Genomic DNA, 14307 nt, shown 5'->3' on the forward strand with positions numbered 1-14307 from the left:
TCTTAGGCCGGCGCACCCGGCCCTCCAAAGTTGCACTTGCGTACAAGTTGCCGACAGAGATGGCGCAAATCGCGAACCTATTCACAGTCATGAACCATCTTCGCGACCTTTGTTGTCGATTGTTAATCAATTGGTCTAAAGTGAATTTTTAAGAACTTTCCGCTACGGCTTGTCACGGCCATGGAGGGTTCTCTTCTGCACCGCAAGCCGGTCGGCAGAAGGAAAAGTCAAAGGGAGCAGAGTGTCGATCCACAAGAAAGATGGAGGCACGGCCGCGGCCGGGCGCAATGAAGCGCTCGCCGGCTCGTCGCCTCGAAACCTCGCGCGCGTCGTTCGCATTGCGCGGGGCTGGCCACCGATCGTTTGCGCGTTGGCGCTGGGCGTGTCCCAGGCGCACGCGGATACGGATGCGGATGCGCGCGCCACGAACCCACCCGCCGCCGATCGCAGCGCGGCCGCCTACGACGCGCAGCAGCACGACGCATTGATCGTCGCGCGCCGCGCAGGCCGCATCACGCCCGCAGAGGCGCTGCAGCAGCTGAACGCCTGGCTCGCGGCGCCGCTGGACGATGCGCAGCGCCGTCGCGTGGCGTCCGACGCGATTTCCATCGCGGCCGGCGACAGCCGCTTCGCCGAAGCCGTCGCGCTGGCCCGCCGGTTCCCGCCCGCGCAGTTGCTCGACTACGCGCTGGGCCCGTTGACCGTGGCGGCGCGCCGCACGCGCGACCTCGCGCTGCAGGGCGAGACCATCGCCGCCTGGCGCGCGCGGCAGCCGGCCTCGCGCGACGCGCGCATCCACGAAGCCTTCTGGCACCTGGACAGCGGCGACGTCGCCGGGGCCGATGCGCTGTACCGCGCGCTCTCGACACCAGCGCCGACCGATGCCTCGGACCGCATCGCGCTGCTGGAGTTGCGAGGCGCCGTGGCACGCGCCGGCGGCGACACGCTCCAGGCGCTCGCCGCCTACACCGCGTCCAGCGCGCTGCAGCCCGGCCGCGCCGATGCGCGCCGCGAGGCCGACCTCGTGCTGGCCGCCAGCGGCGCCGCGTCCACCGCCTTCGACGATGCCGAGGCGGCCGAGCGCGCGCACCCCGGCACCTTCTCCGCGCTGTCGCTCTCCACGCTGCAGCAGCAGGCGCTGGCCCAGCGGCTGCGCTGGGCCGTGCAGGACCGCGACGAGCGCATGGGGCAGTCGCGCACGACCTCCCTGGACCGCGTGCTCGCCGACCAGGACGCGGCGCTGGCACGGCTCGATGCCGCCGCGGCGAATGCCGGGCCGGCCGACGCCGAGGCGTGGCGCACCGTCCGCATCCGCCTGCAGGCCGACCGCGTGCTGGCGCTGGTCGAACGTGGCCGCCCGGCCGATGCCATCGCGCTCTACGACACGCTGCGCGCGGCCGGCGCCGAACTCCCGCCGTACGGACTCGCCGCGGCCGCCCGCGCCTTCGCGCAGGAGCGCCGCTCGATCGATGCCGTGCCGCTGTACGAAGCCGCCGTCGCCCGGGCCGGTGCCGACCTGCCGATGCCCGACGAGATCCACTTCGGCCTCGTCTACGCCTACCAGGACACCGGCCGCTTCGAGGACGCCGAGGCGCTGCTCCAGCGCATCGAAGCCGCCACGCCCGCCTTCCTGCGCCTGGCGCCCGAAGCCCGCCGGCCGAACGCCCAGTACACCGACGTGAGCGGCATGCGCGGCCTGCTGACGCTCTACGGCAACCGACCGGCACTCGCCCAGCAACGCTTCGCAACGCTGATCGACGAGGCGCCGCTGAACGCGGGCTACGCCTACGGCGCGGCGCTCACCGAGCGGCTGCGCGACCACCCCGAGGCCGCGCTCGCGCGCTTCCAGGCGCAGGCGGCCAACCAGCCCTTCGACATCAGCGCGCGCGCCGGCCATGTCGAGGCGCTGATGGATGCGGGCGAATTCGCCGAGGCGCGGCGCCGCGCCGAATCGCTGGAGGCCGACGCGCCCGACGCCGCCGAGGTGCGCGACCTCGCGCGCAAGCGCCGCGCGATCACCGGCGCGCAACTGGAGATCGACGCCGGCGCATCGACCGGCGGCGCCGCCATCGCGGACCGCGAATGGCGGCTGGACAGCCGGCTCAGCTCCGGCCTCATCGACGACCAGTGGCGCGTGTTCTACGACCAGTCGCTCGGCCGCGGCGACACCGCCCTCGGCGATGCGAACCGCGCGCGCGGCGGCCTGGGCCTGGCCTGGCAGCGCGGCCGCTGGCTGGCCGAGGGCGAGGTGCAGCGCGCGAACACCGGCCCCTACCGCACCAGCGTGGCGGGCCGAGTCGACTACCGCGCGGGCGATGCCTGGCGCCTGTCGGCCACCTACGACGGCGACAGCAAGGAGCTGCCGTGGAAGGCGCAGGTCACCGGCGTCGGCGCGCGCGAGGCCGGCGCGAGCGTGGGCTACGTGGTCGACGAATCGCGCCGCTTCGACCTGAAGTGGAAGCAGCTGGACTTCAGCGATGGCAACCTGCGCAACGGCCTGGACTTCAGCTGGAGCGAGCGCTGGATCAGCACGCCGCGCTTCCAGCTGGAGACCCGGCTGGGCGCCGATGCCAGCCGCAGCCGCGCGCAGGACGTCGCGTACTTCAGCCCGTCCAGCGACGCCAGCGCGCAACTGAGCGTGCGCGCGCAGTGGCTCAACTGGAAGCGCGACGACCGCCAGTTCTTCCAGGCCGTGGAGATCGGCGGCGGCGGCTACCGGCAGGCGGGCTTCGGTACCGGCGCGCTCTGGAGCGTGCGCTACGAGCATCGCTGGAACCTCGGCCCGCGCATGACGCTGCGCTACGGCGTGAGCATTTCGGCCCATCCCTACGACGGCGTGCGCGAACGACAGCGCGGCGTCTTCCTGAACCTTTCGACGCCCTTGCAGTGATGCCGCACAACACCCACTTCCCTGTCTTCCATGCGTTGCGTGCGGTCCTGCTGTCGCTGTTGCTCGCGCTCGCGCTGCCGGCCCTCGCGCAGCCGCTGCCGCCCGCCGACCCCGATGACGGCGTGAGCTTTCGCGTGCTCTCCTTTCACGACGTGCGCACCGGCGTGCGCGCGAGCTTCGAGACCTCGCCCGACGAGACCGCGATCGACGAGCGCACGCTCGCCGAGGTGTTCGCCTGGCTGCAGTACAACGGCTACCACCCGGTGAGCCTGCAGCAGATCGCCGATGCGCGCGCCGGCCGCACGCCGCTGCCCGCCAGGCCCGTGCTGCTGACCTTCGACGACGGCTACCGCAGCGCGTACACGAAGGTCTTTCCGCTGCTGCAGCGCTACCGGTACCCGGCGGTGCTGGCGCTGGTGACCAGCTGGCTCGAAGTGCCCGAAGGCCAGCTCGTGCACTGGGGCGACAAGCCCGCGCCGCGCGACAGCTTCCTGCGCTGGAGCGAGGCCGCAGAGATGGCGCGCTCGGGCCTGGTCGAACTCGCGAGCCACAGCGACGCGATGCACACCGGCATCCCGGCCAACCCGCAGGGCAACATGCTGCCGGCCGCGGCCACGCACCGCTACGACGCCGCCTCCGGCCGCTACGAGGACGACGGCGCCTACGTGCGCCGCATCGAGGCCGACCTGCGCGCGAGCCGCGAGATCATCGAGGCGCGCACCGGCGCCAAGGTGCGCGCGATGGTCTGGCCCTACGGCGCCTACAACGCCGCGGCGCTGAAGGCCGCCGAACGCGCGGGCATGCCGATCACGCTCACGCTGGACGACGGGCCGAACACGGCCGCGGTGCCGCTCTCGCAGATCCGCCGAGCGCTGGTGGCCTACGACAACGAGGCGCCCGAGTACGCGCGACTTTTGCGCAGCCCCGTGGGCGGCGAACTGCGCGCGACCAACCGCGTGATGCACGTGGACCTGGACTATGTCTACGACCCCGACCCGGCGCAGCAGGAGCGCAACCTCTCGGCGCTGATCGAGCGCGTGGCGGCGGTGCGCCCGCGCTCGGTGTTCCTTCAGGCGTATGCCGATGCCGATGGCGACGGCGTGGCCGACGCGCTCTACTTTCCGAACCGCCATCTGCCGATGCGCGCCGACCTGTTCGGCCGCGCGGCCTGGCAGCTGCGCAGCCGCGCGGGCGTGAAGGTCTACGCATGGATGCCGGTGATGGCGTTCCGCCTCCCCGCAACGGACCCGCTCGCGACGCACACGGTGCGCACGCAGGCCGGCACCACGCCGGCGGACCGCTACCACCGCCTCTCGCCCTTCGACCCCGCGGTGCGCACGCTGGTGGGCGACCTCTACGAAGACCTCGGCCGCCACGCCTTCTTCGAGGGCCTGCTGTTCCACGACGACGCGATGCTCTCCGACGACGAGGACGCGAGCCCCGCCGCCCTCGCCACCTACGCGCGCTGGGGCCTGCCGCCCGACGTGGCCGCCATCCGCGCAGACCCGGCGCTGATGGCGCGCTGGACCGCCGGCAAGACGCGCTACCTGACCGAGTTCACGCAGGAACTCGCGGCGCGCGTCGGCGCGTGGCGCCCTGGCCTGGAGACCGCGCGCAACCTGTATGCGCGCCCGGTGCTCGAGCCCGCGGCCGAGCAGTGGTTCGCGCAGAACTACGAAGCCGCGCTCGCCGCCTACGACTACGTGGGCCTCATGGCCATGCCGCGCATGGAAGGCGAAGCGCGCAGCGCCGCCGAGAGCGACGCCTGGCTCGCGCGCCTGGCCCGCCGCGCCGCCGAGACGCCGCGCGGCCTGGACGGCACCGTGTTCGAACTGCAGGCGCGCGACTGGCGCAGCGGCAAACCGGTGCCCGATGAAGAGCTCGCGCGCCAGTGGACGCTGCTGCAGCGCGCCGGCATTCGCCACCTGGGCTACTACCCCGACGACTTTCTCGACAACCAGCCCTCGCTGGAGGTGGTGCGCCGCGCGATCTCGGTGCGCGCGCTGCTGTCGCGTCCGCTGCGGCAGGAAAACCCGCCGCCGCAGGCCGCAGAAAAGAGCGGATCGCCATGAACACGCTGAACACGCTTCAGGCATTCATCCAGCACCTGCCGCCGGTGCTGTTCGGCTTCGTCTTCTACTACCCGTTCTTCATGGCCTGGGTGTGGATGGCCGGCGGCCTCTCGCATGCGTGGGTGTTCGAGCGCAAGCGCGAGGTCGATGCCGATCCGCTCGCGCTGCTGCCCTTTCATCCGCTGGTGACGGTGGTGGTGCCGTGCTTCAACGAAGCGCCGCACCTGCGCGAGGTGATCGAGCAGCTGATGCGCACGCGCTATCCGCACTACGAGGTGATCGCGGTGAACGACGGGAGCACCGACGGCACCGGCGAATTGCTCGACGCGATGACCGCCGAGTACAGCCGCCTGCGCGTGATCCACAACGCGAGCAACCAGGGCAAGGCCGTGGGCCTGAACACCGCCTGCCAGCTCGCGCGCGGCGAGTACATCCTGGGCATCGACGGCGATGCGCTGGTGGACGAAAACGCCATCGCCTGGATGCTGCAGCCGATGCTGCGCTCCGAGCGCATCGGCGCCGTCACGGGCAACCCGCGCATCCGCACCCGCACCACGCTGCTCGGGCGCATGCAGGTGGGCGAGTTCTCCTCGATCATCGGGCTCATCAAGCGCTCGCAGCAGCTGGTGGGCACGCTCTTCACGGTCTCGGGGGTGCTGGCGATGTTCCGCCGCCGCGCGGTGATCGACGTGGGCTTCTGGAGCCCCGACGTGCTGACCGAAGACATCGACATGAGCTGGAAGCTGCAGCTGGGCGGCTGGCGCCTGCGCTTCGAGCCGCGCGCGCTGTGCTGGATATTGATGCCCGAGACGCTGCGGGGCCTGTGGAAGCAGCGGCTGCGCTGGGCCATCGGCGGCATCCAGACGATGCTGCGCTACACCCCGCGCATCCTCAGGCCGCGGCAGTGGCGCCTGTGGCTGGTCTACACCGAGTACATGGTGAGCGTGGTGTGGGCCTACACGATGGCGCTGGTGCTCGCCATCAGCCTCGTGCGGCCTTTCCTGCCCGAGAACTCGTCCTGGCACTCGGCGCTGCTGCCGCACTGGCAGGGCACGCTGCTGGCCATGACCTGCATCCTGCAGATGCTCCTGAGCCTGTGGATCGATCGCCGCTACGACCGCGACCTGATGCGCTATTTCGCCGGAACGATCTGGTACCCGATCGCTTTCTGGACCATCACGATGGCGACCACCGTCATCGCCCTTCCCAATGCTCTGATACGCCGCCGCGGCAAACGCGCGGTGTGGACGAGCCCCGACCGAGGAGTCTCCGATGTCTCGTGAATCCCGTGCCCATTCCTTTGTCCTGCAGGCGGCCGCCCATGCCGACGCCGCGCCGCCGACGCGGCGCCGCTCGTGGGGCCAGCCCGAGGGGGACGAGCCGATCATCGATGCCGCGCGCATTTCGCTGCGCGCCTTCGGCAGCGGCCGCTCGCCGCAGCGCACGCTGGCCATGTACCTGTGGCTGCGCGTGCTGCGCCCGGCGCTCACGCTGGCCAGCTGGTTCTGCGCGGTCTGGTACGCCTGGCCCTATGTGCTGGGCGCGCGCTCGCAGCCCGAGGTGCTGCACCTGCTGGGCTTCTACGCCGTGGTGATCGGCGCGATCCTGGGCTCGATGCTGATGATGGCGCCGCTGCGCCGCCGCCAGCACGAGCGCGAGACGCCGCCGGACCAGGAGCAGTCGTCGCTGTTCGCGCTGGCGTCGTACATCGAGGTGCCGCCCTCGCGCCTGTCGGCCTGGCAGCGGGCGCGGCAACTGCTGGTGCACCACGACCATGACGGCCAACTGCGCGACGCGACCGACACCGCGCCCGCGGCGCTGGAGCCGGCGCTGCGCCGCGCCAACGACAGGCGCTGAGGGGCGATGAGGGGCGATGAGGGGCTGCGGCGCCGCGGCGGACAGCCGCGTCCGTGCAGGGGTTTCGCGGCGGTGCTTCAATCGCGGCCGACCCACAACCCCTCCCAAGGACTTTTTCATGGACCTCCAACTCCAGGACCAGCACGTTCTCATCACCGGCGGCAGCAAGGGCATCGGCCTCGCATGCGCGCTGGGCTTCTTGCGCGAAGGTGCGCGCGTGAGCCTCGTCTCGCGCGACCTGCAGAACCTGGAGCAGGGACGCCAGACGCTGATGGAAAACTTCCCCCAGGCCGAGGGCCGGGTTTCTGTGCATGCCGCCGACCTGAAGGACCCGGCCGGCGCCGTGGCCGCGCTCGACGCGGCCGAGAAGGCCTTCGGGCCCGTCGACGTGCTCGTCAACTCGGCCGGCGCCGCGCGCCGCACCCCGCCCGACGACCTGACGCCCACCGCGTGGCACGACGCGATGGCCGCCAAGTACTTCACCTACATCCACATGATCGATCCGGTGGTCAAGCGCATGGGCCAGCGCGGCCGCGGCGCGATCGTCAACGTGATCGGCCAGGGCGGCAAGGTCGCCAGCCCCGTGCACATGGCCGGCGGCGCGGCCAATGCGGCGCTGATGCTGGTGAGCGCCGGCATGGCCGCGGCCTATGCAGCCAAGGGCGTGCGCGTGAACGCGGTGAACCCCGGCCTTACGCTGACCGCGCGGCTGCAGGAAGGCATGAAGGCCGATGCGAAGCTGCAAGGCATCGACACCGACGAGGCGTTGAAGCGCGCGACCGCGCGGCTGCCGCTCGGTCGCATCGCGACGCCGGAGGAAATCGCCAACACCGTCGTGTTCCTCGCGTCGCCCAGGGCGAGCTACGTGACGGGCGCGACCGTCGCGATGGACGGCGCGGTCACGCCGCTGATCTGACGGCCGTCAGCGCCTCGAACTTCAGCGCAAGGAAATCGACGAACGCCCGCACGCGCGCCGGCACGAAGCGCCCGCTCGGCAGCAGCGCGTGCAGCGGATAGGGCTCGGTCTGCCAATCGGTCATGAGGTGCACCAGCCGGCCGCTGCGGATGTCGTCGCGCACGTCCAGCGCCGACTTCAGCGTGATGCCATACCCCGCCACCGCCCACTCGCGCGCGAGCGAGGCGTCGTCCACGCTGCGGTTACCGTTCACCCGCACCTCGGTCCACTGCCCGTTCTGCGCGAAGCGCCAGATGCGGTGGCGGCGGCCGCCACGGTTGAAGATCAGGCAGTTGTGGTGCACCAAGTCCTGCGGCGTCTTCGGCGCGGGATGGCGACGGAGATAGTCCGGCGAGGCGGTCAGGAGCGGATTGGTCATCGCGAAGGGCCGCGCCACCAGCCTCGAATCGGCCAGCGCGCCGTAGCGCAGCGCCACATCGACTTCATCGCGCATCACGTCCAGCGGACGGTCGCCCACCGAGAGCGAAAGTTGCACGCCCGCGTGCAGCGCGAGGAATTCGTCGAACCACGGCAGCAGCGTGCTGCGCGTGAGGTCCGAGGGCGCGGCGACGCGCAAGGTGCCGACCAGCTCGCCGCGGTCGGCCGTGACCAGCGACTCGCCCTCGTCGAGCAGCTCGAAGGCGCGCACCGCGTAGTCCAGCAGCGTCTGGCCCTGCGGCGTGAGGCGCATCGCGCGCGTGGAGCGCTCGAAGAGGCGCGCGCCCAGCTGCGTTTCCAGCCGCTTGAGCGTGGCGCTGGCGGCTGCGGGCGTGATGCCCAGCGCATGGGCCGCGGCCGTGAGCGTGCCGCCGCGCGCCGTGTGCACCAGCACCCGCAAGTCGGAGGTATTTTCAATCTTCATTTGAAAGTGTTGCTGTTGAAGGCCTACTTATCAAATGGCCGTTGCCATCCTACAGTCGAGGCATCGTTTCTGAAAGGTCATCCGCCATGAAAGCCATCGGCTACTACCAGCCCCTTCCCATCGACAACGCCGAATCGCTGCAGGACATCGAACTGCCCGCGCCCGTCGCCGGCGCGCGCGACCTGCTGGTGCGCGTGAAGGCGGTGTCGGTCAACCCGGTCGACACCAAGGTCCGCAAGAACGCCGCGCCCGAAGCCGGCCAGGCCAAGGTGCTGGGCTGGGACGCAGTCGGCACCGTCGAGGCCATCGGCAGCGAGGTGCAGAACTTCAAGGTCGGCGATCGCGTGTACTACGCGGGCTCGATCATCCGACCCGGCGCCAATTCGGAACTGCATGCGGTGGACGAGCGCATCGCCGCCATCGCACCCAAGAGCCTGGACGACGCGCAGGCCGCCGCGCTGCCGCTCACGACCATCACCGCCTACGAACTGCTGTTCGACCGCCTGCAGGTGCCCAAGGGCGGCGGCGCGGGCCAGACGCTGCTGATCACCGGCGGTGCGGGCGGCGTGGGCTCGATCCTGATCCAGCTCGCGCGCCAGCTCACGCAGCTGCGCGTGATCGCCACCGCCTCGCGCCCCGAAACGCGCGAGTGGTGCCTGGCGCTGGGCGCGCACGCGGTCATCGATCATTCGAAGCCGCTCGCCGCCGAGCTCAAGGCCGCGGGCATCGGCGAGGTCGACATGGTCGCCAGCCTCACGCAGACCGAGCAGCACTACGCGCAGATCGTCGAGAGCCTCAAGCCCCAGGGCCAGCTCGCGGTGATCGACGACATGAAGGTGCTCGACGCGATGCCGCTGAAGACCAAGTGCATCTCGCTGCACTGGGAAATGATGTTCACCCGCTCGCGTTTCACCACGCCCGACATCGCCGAGCAGGGCGCGCTGCTGGCCGAGGTGGCCGCACTCGTCGATGCGGGCCGCATCCGCACGACGGCGAACGCGAGCTTCGGCACCATCAACGCCGCGAATTTGAAGAAGGCCCATGCGCTCATCGAGAGCGGCAAGGCGCAAGGCAAGGTCGTGCTGGCGGGGTTCTGAGCTAGCTGGCCTGCCAGGGCAGGCCGCGCATGCGCTCGCGCTTTTCCTCTTCGTCGAAGTGCGCGAGCGAGGGCTTGATGAGATCGCTGCGCGCGACGAGGCCGACGAGCGCGAGCGACTGCGCGTCCTTCACGACCGGCAGCCGCTCGAGCCGGTGGCGCGCGAGGCGCGTGGCCACCACGCGGCAGTTCTCGCCCGCCAGTGCGAACAGTGGTGCCGAGCCTTCGCAGGCATCGCCCACCGTGCCGACGCTGAACGCCGCGAGCATCGCGCGGTCGGCCATGCCGATCACCGCGCTGCCGCGCAACACCGGGTACGCGCGGTGCACCTGGCCTTCGCCGAAGTACTGCGCGAGCGCATCGCCCACGGGCAGTGCCGCATCGATGCTGCGCACCTCGCGCGTCATCACCTCCTCGACCGAGTGGCGCTCCAGCGGATCGATGCCGTATTCGCGGTAGATGTGATAGCCGCGGCGCGCGATCTTCTCGGTGAGGATCGAGCGGCGCATCGTGAGCACGGTGAAGCCATAGGCAACGGCCGATGTGGTCAGCAGCGGCAGCAGCGCGTTGCTGTCGTGCGTGAGCCCGAAGGCGAAGATGGTGGCGGTGAGCGGCGCGCGCATCACGCCGCCGAGCGTGGCGGCCATGCACACCAGCGGCCACAGCATCGGGTCGTTGCCCGGCAGCACGTGCGAGAGCACCACACCGAGGCCCGCGCCCATCATCAAGAGCGGCGCGAGCACGCCGCCCGAAGTGCCCGAGCCCAGCGAGATCACCCAGATCACCGCCTTCACCGCGAGCAGCGCGGCCACCACGCCGAGCGCGAGGTGGTTGTGCAGCAGGTCGCCGATGACGTCGTAGCCCACGCCCAGCGCGCGCGGCTCGAAGTAGCCGCCGATGCCGACCGCCAGACCACCGATGGCCGGCCACCACATCCAGTGGATCGGCAGCTTGCCGAAGAGGTCTTCCACCTTGTAGAGCGAGATTGAGAGCGAGGCCGACAGCATGCCGCACAGGAGGCCCGCGACGATGCACGAGAGCATCGCGAGCGGACCTGGCACGGCCGTCTGCAGCGGGAACAGCGGTCCCGCGTCCATCAGCAGTGGCCGCGTGAAGCCCGCGACCGCGCACGCCACGGCCACCGGCAAGAGGCTGCGCGGGCGCAGCTCGAACAGCAGCAGCTCGACCGCCAGCAGCACCGCGGCCACGGGCGTGCCGAACACCGCCGTCATGCCGGCGGTGGCGCCCGCCACCAGCAGCGCCTTGCGCTCGGCCGCGGTGAGATGGAAGTACTGCGCGATCAGCGAGCCGATGGCACCGCCCGTCATGATGATCGGCCCCTCGGCGCCGAACGGCCCGCCGCTGCCGATCACGATGCCCGAAGACAAGGGCTTGAGCACCGCGACCTTCGGCGACATCTTGCTCTTGCCGAACAGGATCGCCTCGATCGCCTCGGGAATGCCGTGGCCGCGGATCTTGTCGGAACCGTAGCGCGCGACGAGGCCGACGATGAGCCCCCCGATCACCGGCACCACGATGACCCAGGCGCCCAGCGTGTGCGTGGCCGGCGAGCGGTCGGCCAGCGAGAAGGTCTGGAAGAAAAACAGGTTGGTGAAAAAGCGGATCAGGTCGAGCAGCACGCGCGCGGCCACGGTGCTGATGGCGCCGATGACGATCGCCATGGCGGTGATGCGCAGCAGGCGGGCGTTGAGGGCGAAGTCGCCGCGCGGGGGATGGGGAGAAGGAGTCATGGAGGGGATGTTCGGAGCAGCTCGAATTACATCACAGCATGATGCATATGCGCTGATTCACAATCGCGGCATGAATGCGCCCCTGATCGAATTCGACACCGACCGCCTTCGCCTGCGCCAGTGGCGCGAGAGCGATTGCGCCCCCTTCGCCGCCATGGCCGCCGACCCGCAGGTCATGGAGTTCTTGCTGCCACTGCCCACGCGCGCGGACAGCGATGCGATGGTCGAACGCGTCAGAGCCCGCATCGCCGAGAACGGCTGGGGCTTCTGGGCCGTGGAGCACAAGGCCACGGGCGAATTCATCGGCTTCACAGGGCTCAACGTGCCGGTGGCCACGCTGCCCTTCTCGCCCTGCGTCGAGATCGGCTGGCGCTTCGCGCGCCACACCTGGGGCCAGGGTTTCGCGACCGAGGCCGCGCGCGGGGCGCTGCAGGTGGGCTTCGAGCGCCTCGGGTTCGACGAGATCGTGGCCTTTACCGCAATCGGCAACCTGCGCTCGGCCGCGGTGATGGAGCGGCTGGGCATGCACGAGGACGTGGCCGGTGCGTTCGACCATCCGCTGGTGCCCGAGGGCCACCCGCTGCGCCGCCACCGCCTATACCGTCTGGGCCGCGCGGCATGGGCCGCCGCGCACGCCGCTTCAGAATGAATGCAACAGCAGCGCCACGCCCGAGACGATCGCGAAGACCTGCACGAAGACCCGCAGCACGCGCCCGTTGACGCGGCGATGCACCACGCGGCTGAGCACGGCGCCCACCGCCAGCGCGGGCAGCAGCAGGGCCGCGGCGCGCAGCTGCGAGCCGTCGATGCGGCCGGTCGCCATCAGCGTGGCGAGCGACACCAGTTCGCCGACCAGGAAGCACAGCGCGATGGTCGAGCGCATGGTGGGCGCGCGCTCGTGCTGGTAGACCAGCGCCAGCGGCGGCCCGCCGATGCCGGTCGCGGTCTCTGTGATGCCGGTGACCAACCCCGCCGCCACGAAGGCCGAACGCCCGGGCGAGAAGGCCGGCATCATCAGCGTGACCAGCGCCGCCGCGATGGTCGATGCGCCCACGAACAGCGACAGCTGGCCCGCGCTCAGCGCCGCCAGCACCCACAGGCCGCCTGCCGTGCCGACGACGCGGCCGCCGGTGATCCAGCGGGCACCGGTGCGGTCGATCGCGCCGCGCTCGCGCCACATCACGTAGAAGTTGAGCGGCAGCATCAGCACCAGCACGCACACCGGCAGCAGGTCGGGGCGCACGATGCCGATCACCGGCGCGGCGATGAGCGCGAAACCCACGCCGGTCGCGCCCTGCACGAAGGCGGCGAACAGCACGGCGAGCGAGACGAGGAGAAGGTGCTGCGCGCTCACTGAACGTTCCGGGCGCCGGTGGCGCCGTCCATGCGGTTCGCGGACAGGCGGCGATGCTCGGCCGCCGTGGGGTGCAGGCGCACGATGGGCGCGCGTTCGATGGCCGCATGCGCCGCGCGCGCGAGCCGCTGCTGCAGCGCCCGCGCGTCCCAGTCGGGCGGCCAGCCCTCCCACAGGCGCAGGCGCCCGTCGACGAACACGGCGGTGATCTGGTCGCGGTTGCCCAGGCGCACCAGGTCCCAGGTGAGATCGACGGAGGTGCACATCTCGGGCGTGTCGACATCCACGACGAGGAAGTCGGCCGCCTTGCCCACGGCGATCTCGCCGGTGAGATGCCCGAGCCCTACGGCGCGCGCGCCCTCGTGCGTTGCGTGGTCCAGCCAGGTCCAGCCGCCGCCGCTCGAGGCATCGCCGATGGCCATGCCGAAGGCCAGCTTCTGCGCGGCCTCGGCCGCGTCCATCAGGCGGAAGGCGTCGCTGCGCGTGGCGTCGGTGCCCAGGCCGAAGCGGATGCCCAGCGCAGCCATCAGGTTCGCGGGCGCCACGGCGTTGCCCTTCCACTGGCTGGCCACGGGGTTGTAGCTCACGGCGGTGTCGGTGTCGCGCAGCAGCATGAGCTCCGACGGCGTGACGAGCGTGCCGTGCGCGATCAGCACCTGCGGGCCGAGCGCGCCGAGCTGCGCGAGCAACTCCAGTGGCCGCCGGCCGCGCTGCACCACCGAGCGCTCGACCGACGCGAGGTGCTCGTTCACATGCGTCTGGAACACGGTGCGCGCCTCGGCGCACAGCTCGGACACGCCGGCCAGCATCTCGTCGGAGGCCGCCTCGGGCACCGAGATGGCGAGCGACGGATGCACCAGCGGTGCGTTCGACCATTGCGCCAGGAAGCGCGCGGCGTGCGAGCGGATGGCCTCGCGCTCGACCGCGCTGCTGTCGTTGCCGCCGTCGTTGCAGATCAGGCCCAGCACGCAGCGCAGCCCCGCCTCCTGCACGGCCGCCGCGACCGCGCCGATGTCGCCCGGCGCGCGCGTGCCCGCGTCGCACACGGTGGTGAAGCCGCCGCGCAGCGACTCGAGCGCCGCGAGCTTGGAAGCCAGGTAGACGAACTCGTCGTCCAGGCTCGACTCGAGCGGCACCCACACGCGCCGGAAGATCTCCGAGGGCTCGCCGTAGGCCAGCGACTTGCCGAAGGACTGCGTGAGGTGGTGGTGCGCGTCGATCATTCCCGGCATCAGCAGCTTGCCGGGCAGCAGCACGGGCACGAGGTGCGGATGGCGCGCGGCCAGCACCTCGGCGGGGCCGACGTCGCGAAAACGCCCGCCGGCCACGTGCACGGCATGGCCGATCACAGGGCCGTCGCGCAGCATGAGGTGGTCGGGAACGAGCAGCAGCTCGTCGGCCGCGAAGAGCGCGGCATCGAGTTCAGGAGACATGGTGAAAAAAGAAGACGGGAGCGAAGAAAAAGAAAAG

The 14307-nt window shown here is 70.9% G+C and carries 11 protein-coding genes; 7 read left to right on the plus strand and 4 right to left on the minus strand.

Annotation, left to right across the window (positions count from 1 at the left end):
- Positions 1 to 382 precede the first annotated feature (382 nt).
- The 5 genes from pgaA to ACZYRS_RS29535 all read left to right on the plus strand — a co-directional run bounded on the left by pgaA (position 383) and on the right by ACZYRS_RS29535 (position 7735).
- Positions 383 to 2890, plus strand: a complete 2508-nt coding sequence (gene pgaA / locus ACZYRS_RS29515; RefSeq protein WP_463422054.1) for a poly-beta-1,6 N-acetyl-D-glucosamine export porin PgaA — start codon at positions 383 to 385, stop codon at positions 2888 to 2890.
- Positions 2890 to 4962, plus strand: coding sequence for a poly-beta-1,6-N-acetyl-D-glucosamine N-deacetylase PgaB (gene pgaB / locus ACZYRS_RS29520; protein ID WP_463422055.1), 2073 nt, complete (start codon positions 2890 to 2892; stop codon positions 4960 to 4962). Before pgaA ends, pgaB begins: the two co-directional genes overlap by 1 nt.
- Entirely contained in the window at positions 4959 to 6245 is a 1287-nt protein-coding gene (gene pgaC / locus ACZYRS_RS29525; RefSeq protein ID WP_463422056.1) for a poly-beta-1,6-N-acetyl-D-glucosamine synthase, read from the plus strand. Before pgaB ends, pgaC begins: the two co-directional genes overlap by 4 nt.
- Positions 6235 to 6819: a poly-beta-1,6-N-acetyl-D-glucosamine biosynthesis protein PgaD gene (pgaD, locus tag ACZYRS_RS29530; protein WP_198786385.1), complete on the plus strand. Its 585-nt coding sequence runs from the start codon at positions 6235 to 6237 to the stop codon at positions 6817 to 6819. Before pgaC ends, pgaD begins: the two co-directional genes overlap by 11 nt.
- 118 nt (positions 6820 to 6937) lie before the next feature.
- On the plus strand, positions 6938 to 7735 hold the full coding sequence (locus tag ACZYRS_RS29535; protein ID WP_463422057.1) for an SDR family oxidoreductase: 798 nt from the start codon (positions 6938 to 6940) through the stop codon (positions 7733 to 7735).
- Here ACZYRS_RS29535 and ACZYRS_RS29540 read toward each other — a convergent pair.
- On the minus strand, positions 7719 to 8636 hold the full coding sequence (locus ACZYRS_RS29540; RefSeq protein ID WP_463422058.1) for a LysR family transcriptional regulator: 918 nt from the start codon (positions 8634 to 8636) through the stop codon (positions 7719 to 7721). The two genes, ACZYRS_RS29535 and ACZYRS_RS29540, sit on opposite strands and share 17 nt — an antisense overlap.
- 86 nt (positions 8637 to 8722) lie before the next feature.
- On the opposite strand from ACZYRS_RS29540, the gene ACZYRS_RS29545 reads away from it, so the two are divergent.
- Positions 8723 to 9733, plus strand: coding sequence for a zinc-binding alcohol dehydrogenase family protein (locus ACZYRS_RS29545; protein ID WP_463422059.1), 1011 nt, complete (start codon positions 8723 to 8725; stop codon positions 9731 to 9733).
- Between the two features lies 1 nt (position 9734).
- Here ACZYRS_RS29545 and ACZYRS_RS29550 read toward each other — a convergent pair whose 3' ends face one another.
- Positions 9735 to 11483 (minus strand): chloride channel protein, encoded by a 1749-nt coding sequence (locus ACZYRS_RS29550; RefSeq protein WP_463422060.1) that lies wholly within the window; start codon positions 11481 to 11483, stop codon positions 9735 to 9737.
- Positions 11484 to 11553: 70 nt separating this feature from the next.
- On the opposite strand from ACZYRS_RS29550, the gene ACZYRS_RS29555 reads away from it, so the two are divergent.
- On the plus strand, positions 11554 to 12132 hold the full coding sequence (locus ACZYRS_RS29555; protein WP_463422061.1) for a GNAT family N-acetyltransferase: 579 nt from the start codon (positions 11554 to 11556) through the stop codon (positions 12130 to 12132).
- Here ACZYRS_RS29555 and ACZYRS_RS29560 read toward each other — a convergent pair.
- Both ACZYRS_RS29560 and ACZYRS_RS29565 read right to left on the minus strand, forming a co-directional pair.
- Positions 12124 to 12837, minus strand: coding sequence for a sulfite exporter TauE/SafE family protein (locus ACZYRS_RS29560; protein WP_463422062.1), 714 nt, complete (start codon positions 12835 to 12837; stop codon positions 12124 to 12126). The two genes, ACZYRS_RS29555 and ACZYRS_RS29560, sit on opposite strands and share 9 nt — an antisense overlap.
- The gene (locus ACZYRS_RS29565; RefSeq protein WP_463422063.1) at positions 12834 to 14270 is read right to left on the minus strand and encodes an amidohydrolase family protein; all 1437 of its coding nucleotides are present in this window, start codon (positions 14268 to 14270) and stop codon (positions 12834 to 12836) included. The genes ACZYRS_RS29560 and ACZYRS_RS29565 overlap by 4 nt, the downstream gene beginning before the upstream one ends.
- Between the last annotated feature and the right edge of the window lie 37 nt (positions 14271 to 14307).

The organism is Variovorax sp. AC194, assembly GCF_979257995.1.